Origin of the sequence: Providencia sp. PROV202, assembly GCF_028479565.1 — a bacterium.
In the GTDB taxonomy this organism is placed as follows: Bacteria; Pseudomonadota; Gammaproteobacteria; order Enterobacterales; family Enterobacteriaceae; genus Providencia; species Providencia zhijiangensis.
The window spans coordinates 110135-122561 of the sequence record NZ_JAMPNV010000014.1 but is presented as its reverse complement, the minus strand read 5'-3'; the positions used below and the strand labels follow the sequence as shown (position 1 = coordinate 122561).

Here is a 12427-nt window from a genome sequence, read left to right as displayed (position 1 = left end):
AATACCTTAATGATATCCTACAGTGAGTGTTGCAGCAGTAGAAAATTCACCCCCAACAGGTCTTATCCCATTAGCCAGTGCCAGTTCTGCGGTTAAAGAAGGTAAATATTGGATGTTATCAATCTCATATTGAGAACCGATATCCATAGGTTTGTTATCAATATACAGTTTGATATTCAAACCCGGTGTATCCGCGACTTTCAGGCTGTTTGAGGTTTCCCCTTTAACGCCTTCAAAAGCAATATACAGCTCATCAAATCGCGAATCACAACTTAAACTATAAGGAATTTCCTCTGTGTATTTACCTGACTCAATTTGCCCAATAACAATGTCATCGCCAAAATCCACATAGATATCTTCGTTATCATTCAATACACATCCGCCAGATAAAACATTCACTCTGACGGTCACAAACTTCCCATCCGCAAATGCAGTCACAGATAAAAAAAACAGTAAACTAAGACAAAACAGGTTCTTAAATTTAAACATTCGATTTATCCATTTCTCTCATTTGCTTATGGGATTAGTTAGCCGCTTGCGCGTGACACTCTGTTGCAGAACAGACAAACGGAACATCAACCTGACCGCCGTAGTCATTGATATAGTTAATCACTGGCGATGAACCTAATTGATCTGCGGTAATTGACAGTTTTTGCTCAGCAAATGGCGCAACGTCTACAGCAACAAAACTTTTTGCTTTCTCTGCGTTAGCACTTTTTCTAATGTTGTTTAATACCACGTAGTAAGCCGTTGGGTTTTTGGCATAAATAGCGCCATCTTTTTTGACTAACACTAATTTATTCTGCCACGGCGCATTTTTCATTTGAGTGGAATCAACCGCTAAAGAAGCTGGACGATAGAACAACTTCACGCGTGTTTGTAATGCAATTTGCAGTACGTTAGATTTTTTACTTGTAGGTGGAATTTCTCTTAAATTAAAGAAAAATAAACTTTCTCTATCTTGAGGTAATTTCACTATGTCTGGTAAAGCTTCAATACGCAATTGGCTTGTTTGCCCCGCATTAATTCTTTGGATTGGCGGTAAAATCGTAAAATAAGAGGTTAACTTTTCGCCTTTTTCATCTTGAAACCAACCTTGTGCCAAATAAGGCAGTTGGTTATTTTTATTACTTACCGTTAATGAAACAGAGTTGCTATCGCCATTATAAATAATACGCGTTCTGTCCATTGAAATTGCAGAATAAGCATTCGCGGTCACGAAGCAGCTAAGTAATAATACGGATAATTTTTTCATCATAAACATTAGCCTTCTTTTAAGATTATTATTAATTAATTACATGGTAAGAGCAGTTTGTCGTAAATATTGTGCTCTTCAATATTTTGTGGGAATGTAATCGTACATTCAGAACCTTGCCATAATACTTTCATTGTCTCACCCGGTCTTATTCCACCGATGTAAGCTTCACCTTGGTCACCCACAATACCTGTTGTCTTGCCTGAATTATTTTTAATATCCGCAGCAAATGGTGGGTAACTTCCATCTTGTAATCTCAACGTCACCATCATTTTGATCCCAGAAATAACATCAAAACTACGATAACCTATTGCACCTTCAGTGAGTGTGGTTTGTGTTACGGAATCCGCAATCTCAACATTCTTAGGTAATTTATTAATATCAACAACAACGTCTGTCTTATAGTAGCTATTAATATCAGGAACAACGACTTTTCCAGAACCACTTGAGCGTAAATGTGTACCATTATATTTGACAGGAACATCTTTAACGCCATTTGTATCAACAAAAACTCGCGCTCCACCCGTTGATGTAACTGGGTGCATGCCTATTCCGTACCCCGTCAATGTCATGCCGCCTTGAACATTCGCAGACAATGACATGGAGTTATTGCTTATATAGTTATAGCTGGTATTAAAGTCATTCATATTGCCTTTGTGGCTATAATAGCTACTAAATATCCCGCTATGTCGATTATTACCAATAGAAAGTGAAAGGTTATCTTTATTTTCAAGACGCTCATTCATTGTCACTTTATTCGTATTATCATTCTTACCGTTATACGTTGAATAATTGACATAAGTTCCTGATGCTAATGGAACTGAAAGGCTGACATAAACTCCATTATCTTGATAACCCTGCATTTTGCTATTAAACATATTGATAGACAGACCGATATTATGAAACTTGCTAGTATCAAAATACTTCGAGAACGTCATGTTATAGCGATAACTATTTGGGCGGTTCCAATAGGTTTGGTGCGTGTAATTTAAATTTATGGATGAACGCCAATCAGTAAAGTTTTTACTTAGTGATGCAGAATAAGAGCCTTTATTGTGTCCTGCATACATAATATCTTTTTGGTCATTATAAGTGAGGAAGTCACTCATCGTCATAAATTCACGATCCATAAAACGGTAAGCGGATAATTGAATTTGACTATTACTTCCTTCGAAACTTTTATAATAATCGACTTTAAATGCTTTGCCTTTTAAGGTCGGCCCATCTGTCAGTGCGGCGATTGAATGATTGAATGAGAACGAAATTGCACCAAATCGAAATAAATCACGTCCAACACCAGCAGCAAAAGAGTTAAATCGACTACTATTTAGCGCACCACCAAAAACTGACCAACCATTGCTAATACCCCATGAAATCTCGCTTTGCGTGAAAGCATCCCCCATGACATGACGATCCATATCTGTTGGTCTACCCGCACTCACTTTATAGCGCACAGAACCTGGGCGAGATAAAAAAGGAATATTCCCAGCTTCAACTTCAAACTCCGAAACACGCCCGTCGCTCTCTTCAACTCTGACTTGTAGCGTCCCTGAAATACCGCTATTTAAATTTTGAATTCTAAATGGACCCGCAGGAACTAAACTTTCGTAAATAACGCGTCCATCTTGGCTAATTTTGACTACCGCGTTCGTTTCTGCAAAACCCGTTACCTCTGGCGCATATGAACGTAAGCTTGGTGGCAACATATTGTCGTCAGAACGTAATGAAACCCCAATAAACTTGAAGCTATCAAACAAATCTGTTTGCAGAAAATCCTCACCGAGGGTTAATTTCGATTTTAAGCTGCGAATAGCTCGATAAGCATAAATATTGGTCCATTTAATCTCGTGAGCATCATCAACTCGACTATTCTGCGCATGGTTATATGAACCTTGCCAAAAACCTCGTAAACGCCAGCTATCAAAGTTAGCGCCGACGGCCCCTAATCCTGAAAGGAAAAAAGTATTGTTCGATTTGTTATCACCTAAACTACGGTTATATTGTGAGGTCAGATTATAGTCAAAAATAATACCTTTAATGCCATCTTCCCAACGAGATGCTGATTCCCAGTCGTTGGCTGAATATTCCTGGTAGCTTTTAGGAATATTAATAATTAATGTTCCGGTTGATAAATTAGGTGTTACTGACATTCCTTCTAAGCTAGCAATATCTAAACACTCTAAGCCATCAATAGTATTCCACTGTAATACACTTTCAGCTTCTGAATTTAAGTCAAATTTCTCGACAATTTCATCCGTTAAACACGCTTGTGATTTTTCTTCATAACTCACAACAGTTATTTTCTGCTCAGGTATATACGCGTTATTTATACTTAGTTTAAAGGGGTAAATGCCAGGAACAATATAAAGATCTTGTGAAAAAACTGCCAAATTAATATTTTCTCTATCTTCTGCGTTCAATATATTAATATTGAAGTCCACAGCCTCTTCAGAGAGAGCAATTAATGGATTCAGCAGCAATAAAGATACCGTGATGAGTTTTTTCATGACTTTATTTTTTATTAACATTTAAAAACACAGAACACATAATTTTATTATTAACTTTTTTCATTACGATGTCCTTAAATTTTAATAAATTTTCTAAGCTGAAGTAATGATTAGTCTCATTACTTCAGCTTACCGTTAATAACTAATCCATTAAATTAGTTATACGACAATACGAAATCAGTTACCGCTTGGAATTCACCTGCAACAATATCAACCGGAGCTTCTGGTTTACCTTGGCTACCTAAACCTTTTACGTATGCAGCAAATTGCAGGGTGTTAGTTGTGCCTTGCAGTTTGTGCTCAGATTTAGTGACTTCATTTAATACGATTGGGTCATTGTTGCTATCTACGATCTGGATACCTGCACCTGCAGCAGTACCTGTAATAGCTAATAGTGATTTAGGATCATTTGTAGCGGCCGCGCCTGAAAATGTAATATTCACGGAATCACCTGTTTCGACGGTACAGTCAATTAATTTAATATCGAACATAACTGGTGAAGATTGACCGTCTGAAGTACCACCATTTTTTAACACCACATCAGCGATTTGACCTAAATCTACAGTTTGGTCAATAGAAGATGGGTCAATAGAACAAGGTGCTGTGATGATGCTACCAGTGAAAGTGACTTTACCATTACCGTGGTTAACTGGTGCTGCATTTGCACCAAAACCAATTAATGTCGTTGCTGCGATAGCCATAAGAGTTTTATTTAATTTCATTTGGTAAATCCTCAATTAAGTCGTAATTTAAAGAAAAAAGGTAATAAGAAGTCCTGTAATTAATTATTAATTACAATAGAGTCTTAAATTTCAGATACGAGACATAGTTAAATATACTTAGGTAAAACCACCATATATTTATAAATACGTTAATTAAATCTTTTTGCCTTTTGAGCTTTGGTTCACACAAATACTATAATTACACTTAAAAGCTGTAAAGTCGCCATCACCTATCGAAAACAAGAAGTTCAATAGGCAGTTATTTTTTGATACATTTACTCATATTACGATTATTCTGATACTATAAAAATCAATTAGTTACAGATAATGTGTCATTGATTCATACTTAACAACATTTCTTTCACATATATCGGACATTACTTTTTTGCAATTCGTTACATCTTTGACGTGTATTATTATCTGTAATTATCCAATTACCACTATTCAGCGTAATAGTTTTTTGCATTTTCAATGCAAAATTTATATACGCCAAAAAGAAAATTATTAATTCAAATTTATCTCAGCTCGCCATACTCCCTAATAAATAAGAACTCAGTCTCATTTGTTATGCCTAATGAGAATTATTCAATGTGAATAAAATATATTCTGATCTAATCAGTGTTTCATTAAGGTACTATTTCACACTCAAATATAATTACCATAGTGATTATTTCTGGGGTGGATTGGGAAAATAGCTAGGTAGGAAATTAGAATGGCAAATGCTCTTTAGGTAAAAAGAAACAAAAAGGCTCAAATGCATTCATTGAGCCTTTATCAAATCAGATGAAATGCATTGAAGCCCGAAAATTCATTATCTAGCGAAGCATTATCCTTTATATGAGTAATATTTCCATAAGTTAAATTTGAACTCTTCCTACCTTAGATAATTTGACTTTAAGTCATTACAAACTCATGAAAAACGCATTAAATGCGTTAAAAACAAAACCATCAGAAGCTATTTCGTATTATTCCGAATGGCTTACTTAAATAACATTTTGATTTAACGCTAGCCGATAAATTGCTAGCTAACTTTAGTTCGTACAGATTAAGATTAAATTTTCCCAGACAACCTGAGAAGCAAGATGACGACCACTTTTATTATTGTTCCCGGCTATACCAATTCCGGCTCTCAACATTGGCAATCCTTTATAGAAAGAAAATACCATAATACTGTGCGAGTCATTCAGGATGACTGGAACGCCCCTAACCATAAATGGATAGAGTGCCTAAACGAGGTAGTTCAAAATACAGAGGGTGAATTGGTATTGATTGGACACAGTTGCGGAGCTGTTTGTGTGGCGCAATGGGCGAGCCAATTTCCCACCCATCGAGTAAAAGCGATGATCCTCGCCACCCCCGCGGATGTTGATTCCCCTTCTGCCCTACTCGATATTCAACAGCAGAGACCACTACCCAATAAAAAGCTTCCAAGTCCTTCTTTGCTTATTTATACCGATAATGATCCACATCTTGGCGCCGAAAAAGCCCATCAGCTTGCCGAAATGTGGGGCAGCCAGCTTATGTTGGTTAAAGGCGGCGAGCATTTAAATACCGATGCAGGATATGGCGAATGGCATGAGGGCGAGCAGTTGATTGAAGAGTTTACGGGAAGAGGGTTTGTTGGGCGGTAGTTTTTACCCGTGCTTCAGACACAAAAAAGCCACTTCTTTCGAAGTGGCTTAATGCGCTGATTTAACAGCTAAAATTTGGTGGCCCCTACTGGACTTGAACCAGTGACCAAGCGATTATGAGCCCCAAGTTAAACTCATATAAAACAATAAATTACTATTTTTCAATGTGTTGCACCGTCGAATAGTGGAGGATTTTAAAGTATCATGACTAGATGTTCTGCCATTTTGCTGCCACTTCTTGATAACCCTCAATCAAGCAACTTAAAGAGCTGTTTTTTGTACAATTTTTTGGACTCAAAGTTGTTGTCCTCATCAAATAAGACATGACAATCATGAGTAGACTTCAATGGAAATAAGTCTTCAGGTATTTCTTTTAAATTGAATGGTGCAAGGTATCTGCGGTGAAAATCAGAGTAAGAATAGTATCTTTTGAAGGTAAGTTGTTCTGCTGACGGTCCCTGAGCTATGTTTGCGGAGCCGCTAATGGACTCGACATAATCTTCCGATACCCCACAGTATATCTTCGCGTGCGAATTTGTGTTTTTGATAGCCGAAGTTATAGCTTTTGGAGTAAAGTCAAACCTTTCAAGGATTTTATAATCCAAATATTCAGTTGTAACTGCTTTTTTAAAGCTGTTTAAGGTTTGTGTCTTGGTTACAATACTTAATTTTGGTGAGTGGCTTTGTGATAGTATTTCCTTCCACAATTTCAATGTCTTATCAGCAGGGGATTTATAATAACCAACATAGGGGAATATTAAATAAGTTCTATCAAAGACAAGTTCCCATCTGACTATTATTTTCTTTAAAATTTCTAGTGAGTCACTTTTTGTTAGAGTACCATCAATCTTGTCATTTAGATCTTGGGTATTAGTTATGTTTGCGAGTAAGAAATCGTCTGATGCGAAGCCACAGTGATTGTAGTCTTTATAAAATAACGCTTTATGTTCTGTTCCGCAAGAGCACTTAAAATTGATTGCTACGAGTATTTTTTCAGGTAGGAATCCGTAACCTTTGATATCAATTATTGTATAATCATTTATAGCACTAGCAAATTCATTGAATTTTTTATCAATTTCTTGATGAGCTATTAACTCTAAATTGTCCTCACAAGTTTCACAACTATACAATGATATTGTATTGGAATTATAACTCGGTGCGTTTTTAAATATATCTCCGTTATATTCAAACATTGCATCTATTTCTGTAAGATAAGATGGAGCCTCGCAACTGTAATCTATAACGTAATCTTTGTTAGCACCACTTATAATATGTGACTCTTCTGGGTTGAGGCACGGAATACTTATTTCTTCACCGCAAGCACCGCATGTACAGACCATTTCTCCGTCATCATTTTCAACAGGAAAAATTATTACGTGATACTCTATCACCACCTCACAATGAGGACAGCTGCCTTTGTATTTTCTTTTGTCAAAATACACTTTTATTTTCCTTTTATGCTCAATTATCATTAATTATTGCTAATGGATTAAGACATATAGCTTCAGATAAGTGGTCCGGCGTATAGTTACCTTAATATCCGTGTGCCCAAGAATACACTGTAGTACCAAAATGTTGCCCCGCGCATCATAAAGCGACTTGCAAATGTATGTTGTAATACATGTGACAACTGTCCGTCAGGTAGTTCTGTAAGTATGATCTCTTTTTTCAGGAGAAGAAAGGCAGGAAACTCTACTTTATACCGGTACTGAAGAAAGGGAAGAGATCAATATACCTAGTGTTACCGTTCGCTGGTATCCTATAGGTATCCTAGAAAAAACAAAGGAGTCATGCTATTAACATAACTCCTTGATAAATTTGGTGGCCCCTACTGGACTTGAACCAGTGACCAAGCGATTATGAGTCGCCTGCTCTAACCAACTGAGCTAAGGGGCCAAAGTGGTGCCGATTATACGTGCTGTTTTGGTGAAGGTCTAGTATTTCAAATACTATATGGTGAATTTGTATCCAAGCCATAGCATCAGCCTATAATTCAATGGCATAACATCATCAAAAACCATCATTCCCATCTTAATTATCGGATTTTAATCTAGGATTCCATTCTTTATTAGAACGCCATTTATGAACAAACCTGCGTTAACAACTACCCTATAGTAAATAATCGGGCGTAAAGATTGAGTTTTCCCATTCTAATTTATTAAGCATTCTTTGTTCAATTGATTGATATAAAACAATAATTTTATACTTCATATAGAACATGATGATATTAGACAAACAGTTATAGGACGATAATGATGAAAAAAGTACGTGCAGTTCAATATGGTTGTGGAAAGATGGGCAAATTTCTCATCCGTTACCTACAAGAACACGGTGCTGAAGTTGTGGCGGCTTTTGATATCAACCCTGCCGTGATTGGCAAAGACATTGGTGAAATCGCGGGAACAGCACCAACTGGCGTAAAAATCCAGCCACTGAATGAAGCCGATAAAGCCCTAGAAACCTTAAAACCTGACGTGGGGATTATTGCGACCCTCAGCACCATGGCAGACTTAGAAGATGCATTCTCCCTTTTCGCTCGCCATGGCGTGAATGCAATCTCAACGGGTGAAGAAGCTCTCTATCCGTGGAACTCTTCCCCTGAAATTACTGAAAAACTCGATGCTTTAGCGAAAGCGAATAACTGCACTTTAGCGGGCAGCGGCTACCCAGATATGTTCTGGGGCGTGCTTATCGATACCTTGGCGGGTTCTATGCACAAACTGGTCAAAATCAAAGGCTCTAGCTGCTACAACGTGGAAGATTACGGCATCGCCCTGGCAAAAGGTCACGGTGCAGGCTTGACTGTTGACGAATTCAATCAGCAAATTGGTAACTATAACGACCTGCCATACGCGGTTATCGCTGAGAAAATCGAGAGCGGTGAATATGCGCCACCGTACATGTGGACACAAAATGGTTGGCTGTGTAGCCGCTTAGGTCTGACTATTACCAATCAAACTCAGCGCTGCGTACCGCAAATTGCCAAAGAAGATATCTATTCAGACACCTTAAAAATGACGGTGAAAAAAGGCGATGTATTAGGGTTGTCTGCGGTGGTAATCACTGAAACGGCAGAAGGCGTCACCTTAGAAACCGAATGTATCGGCAAAATTTTAACGGCGGATGAGTGCGACAAAAACAGTTGGCAGCTAATTGGTGAGCCAGATACGGCGATTGAAGTGAATAACCCAGCAACTGTGGAATTAACCTGCGCAAACTTGGTTAATCGTATACCAGCGCTGATCAACAGCCCTGCTGGCTACACCACCACGGAAAAAATGCCAAATAACGTGTATATGACCAAACCAATACACGAATATTTATAATTAACTGATTTAATTAAATATTAATTATATAGCCCACATCCCGTGGGCTATTTTTTGACTTAGCGAGGCTTTGTCATCTGCCATTCTAAGTGACGACGCACTGCCGGCCACTCATTATTTAAGATGCTATAAACGCAGGTATCTCGTAGCTCCCCCGTACGAGTTAGCATATGGTTACGTAAAATCCCATCAAGTTTTGCCCCTAAGCGCTCAATCGCTTTGCGGCTTTGATGATTTAAAAAGTGCGTTCTTAGCTCCACAGCAACACACTCCAACTCTTCAAATGCATGTTTTAATAACAAGTACTTAGCTTCTGTGTTGATCGGTGTGCGCTGCGCTTCCGTCCCATACCATGTCGCCCCGATTTCTACACGGCGAACCCCTTGATCGATACGCATATACGACGTCATACCAACGGCTTTGCCTGTCCGCTTGTCAATAATCGCGAATGGCACCATCTCTTTTTGCTCAAAACGCGCAAGGCGCATGTCGACATCTTTCGCGACATTTTCCGGTTCAGGTACCGAGGTATACCACAGGTGATGCAGCTTATCTCGTTCAATAATCTCAGCATAAACAGCATCGTGGTGATGGGTTAATGGTTCTAATCGAACATGGTTGCCTTCTAAGGTGACAGCTTGGCAAATCTCTTTCATCGGCGTATTTCCTGAATAACTCGGTTGTGTGGAGTGAAAAACCATCAAATTATGATGTAAATAGCCATTCTTCTTTGTTGTAACCATTTTTTATGACAGAAAAATAAAACAAAAGAAATAGTCCTGTAAGTTTAATTATTCCTCGTAAAACATATGATAAAAATCACAATTTTTTAACATTATTCTTAATTCAATTGTCCATTAGGCTACAGTTAACTCATCTGACCTGTTATTAATAGTCCCAAATGGGAGCCAATATGAGCAATTTTCCACATCTTTTTACCCCACTTGATTTGGGGCATACCGTTCTTAAAAACCGTATATTGATGGGTTCAATGCACACCGGTTTAGAAGAGCATCCTCAAGGAAGCCAGCGCCTTGCCCACTTTTACCGACTTCGTGCAGAGAATGGGGTCAGCCTGATTATTACCGGCGGGATAGCCCCGAACCCTGAAGGTGCTTTAGCACCTCATAGCGCTATATTGAATCATCAAGACCAATTGCCATTTCATCAGCAAATCACCGATGCGGTACATCAGGCGGATGGCAAAATTGCGTTGCAGATCTTGCACGCAGGTCGTTATGCCCTGCACCCAGCGTTGGTGGCGCCTAGCCCGATTAAATCCGAAATTACCCCATTTCCCCCTCGCGAATTAACTGCCGATGAAGTCCAGAGAACCATCGATGACTTCGTGAACACCGCTAAACTTGCCCAGAAAGCAGGCTACGATGGGGTCGAAGTGATGGGATCGGAAGGTTATTTAATCAACCAATTTATTACATCCCGCACCAATCATCGAACTGATGAATGGGGTGGAAGCTACCAAAATCGTATCCGTTTTCCGCTAGAAATCGTTAAACGTATTCGCCAAACGGTTGGGAAAAATTTCATTATTATCTATCGTTTATCCATGCTTGATCTTGTCGAAGGGGGATCAACATGGGATGAAGTCGAGCTATTGGCTAAAGAGATTGAAAGTGCGGGTGCCACCATGATCAATACGGGGATCGGCTGGCATGAAGCCCGAGTACCGACCATTGCGACGTTGGTGCCCCGCAAAGCCTTCAGCTGGGTGACGGAAAAATTAATGGGCAAGGTGAATATTCCGCTAATTACCACCAACCGCATCAATGACCCGTTTGTAGCGGAGCAAATCATTGCTAGCGGTCAAGCTGATATGGTTTCCATGGCGCGCCCTTTCCTTGCCGATGAAGCGTTTGTGTTGAAAGCCCAAGATGGTCGCTTTGATGAAATAAACACCTGTATTGGCTGCAATCAAGCCTGCCTTGACCAGATTTTTAATGGCAAACTGGCTGGCTGCTTGGTCAATCCACAAGCAGTACGCGAGATGGACTATCCCAATGAATTAGCAGATAAACCTAAAAAAGTGGCGATTGTCGGCGCGGGTCCAGCGGGACTTTCTTGTGCAATCTATGCCGCCAAACGAGGCCATCAAGTCACGCTATTTGAACGCAGCAACCAAATTGGTGGGCAATTTAATCTCGCTAAACAGATCCCTGGCAAGGAAGAGTTTTATGAAACTTTGCGTTATTTTTCGCGACAACTGCAACTGCTCAATGTAGAGGTTCGACTCGAGCAGCTTGCACAAGCGAATGATTTAACGCAATTTGATGAAGTCATTATCGCCACAGGCGTTATCCCCCGCGCTATCAACCTCGCTGGCGCTGATCATCGCAAAGTCATGTCCTATCTTGAGGCTTTAAAACAGCCCGATAATGTCGGTAAAAATGTGGCGATTATTGGCGCTGGAGGGATTGGGTTCGATATTGCAGAACTCCTTACTCAGCAAGGGATCAGCAGCAGTTTAGATGATAATAAATTTAATCATGAATGGAATATCGATACCGCCATCACTACGCGAGGCGGGCTTTTCCCGACGAAAAAACAGTTAGAACCAACACCTCGCCACCTCTATTTATTGCAGCGTAAAAACAGCAAAGTCGGCGCAGGGCTTGGAAAAACCACAGGATGGGTACACCGCTTATCGTTAATGAAACGCGGCGTTCAGATGTTTAATGGTGTCGAATATATGAATGTGGATGATGATGGGCTGCATATTCGCTATCAAGATGAAAATATCTGCCTTACCGTTGATAATGTCATCCTTTGTGCTGGACAAGAACCTTATCGCCCATTGAAAGAGCAACTCGAAGAAATTGGCATTCACCCTCATGTGATTGGAGGGGCAGATGTGGCTACCGAGTTAGATGCCCGCCGTGCCATTGAACAAGGTATGAAAGTGGCTTATCAGCTGTAAGTTTTACTGCCCCATAAAAAAAACCCGCTAATTCAGCGGGTTTTCTTTTTG

Annotated in this window: 9 protein-coding genes, 1 tRNA gene and 1 pseudogene; 3 read left to right on the top strand and 8 right to left on the bottom strand. The window is 39.5% G+C overall.

The window, feature by feature from the left end:
• Positions 1-6: 6 nt before the first annotated feature.
• The 4 genes from PR799_RS11055 to PR799_RS11040 all read right to left on the bottom strand — a co-directional run bounded on the left by PR799_RS11055 (position 7) and on the right by PR799_RS11040 (position 4484).
• A complete protein-coding gene (locus PR799_RS11055; RefSeq protein WP_154627712.1) occupies positions 7-489 on the bottom strand; it encodes a fimbrial protein in 483 nt (160 codons plus the stop codon).
• A gap of 34 nt (positions 490-523) precedes the next feature.
• Positions 524-1264, bottom strand: a complete 741-nt coding sequence (locus PR799_RS11050; protein ID WP_154603414.1) for a fimbria/pilus periplasmic chaperone — start codon at positions 1262-1264, stop codon at positions 524-526.
• A gap of 26 nt (positions 1265-1290) precedes the next feature.
• A complete protein-coding gene (locus PR799_RS11045) occupies positions 1291-3762 on the bottom strand; it encodes a fimbria/pilus outer membrane usher protein (protein WP_272522048.1) in 2472 nt (823 codons plus the stop codon).
• A gap of 155 nt (positions 3763-3917) precedes the next feature.
• Positions 3918-4484, bottom strand: coding sequence for a fimbrial protein (locus tag PR799_RS11040; RefSeq protein WP_036956196.1), 567 nt, complete (start codon positions 4482-4484; stop codon positions 3918-3920).
• Between the two features lie 1082 nt (positions 4485-5566).
• Here PR799_RS11040 and PR799_RS11035 point away from each other — a divergent pair.
• The gene (locus PR799_RS11035) at positions 5567-6115 is read left to right on the top strand and encodes an RBBP9/YdeN family alpha/beta hydrolase (RefSeq protein WP_272522047.1); all 549 of its coding nucleotides are present in this window, start codon (positions 5567-5569) and stop codon (positions 6113-6115) included.
• Positions 6116-6363: 248 nt separating this feature from the next.
• Here the strand turns inward: PR799_RS11035 and PR799_RS11030 are convergent, their stop codons facing one another.
• The 3 genes and pseudogenes from PR799_RS11030 to PR799_RS11020 all read right to left on the bottom strand — a co-directional run bounded on the left by PR799_RS11030 (position 6364) and on the right by PR799_RS11020 (position 8011).
• Positions 6364-7557, bottom strand: coding sequence for a hypothetical protein (locus tag PR799_RS11030; RefSeq protein ID WP_272522045.1), 1194 nt, complete (start codon positions 7555-7557; stop codon positions 6364-6366).
• 78 nt (positions 7558-7635) lie between these two features.
• Positions 7636-7763 (bottom strand): annotated as a pseudogene (locus PR799_RS11025) (site-specific integrase); the annotation flags it as partial.
• Between the two features lie 171 nt (positions 7764-7934).
• Positions 7935-8011: transfer RNA gene (locus tag PR799_RS11020), tRNA-Ile, on the bottom strand.
• Positions 8012-8367: 356 nt separating this feature from the next.
• On the opposite strand from PR799_RS11020, the gene PR799_RS11015 reads away from it, so the two are divergent.
• Complete coding sequence (locus PR799_RS11015) at positions 8368-9441, top strand: NAD(P)H-dependent amine dehydrogenase family protein (protein ID WP_154627717.1); 1074 nt, start codon at positions 8368-8370, stop codon at positions 9439-9441.
• A 59-nt stretch (positions 9442-9500) separates the two neighbouring features.
• Here PR799_RS11015 and PR799_RS11010 read toward each other — a convergent pair whose 3' ends face one another.
• Positions 9501-10097: a GNAT family N-acetyltransferase gene (locus PR799_RS11010; RefSeq protein WP_154627718.1), complete on the bottom strand. Its 597-nt coding sequence runs from the start codon at positions 10095-10097 to the stop codon at positions 9501-9503.
• 257 nt (positions 10098-10354) lie between these two features.
• Here PR799_RS11010 and PR799_RS11005 point away from each other — a divergent pair, with 257 nt between their 5' ends.
• Positions 10355-12376 carry an NADPH-dependent 2,4-dienoyl-CoA reductase gene (locus PR799_RS11005; protein WP_272522043.1) on the top strand — a complete coding sequence of 674 codons (2022 nt, stop codon included), beginning with the start codon at positions 10355-10357 and terminating at the stop codon, positions 12374-12376.
• Positions 12377-12427: the final 51 nt, after the last annotated feature.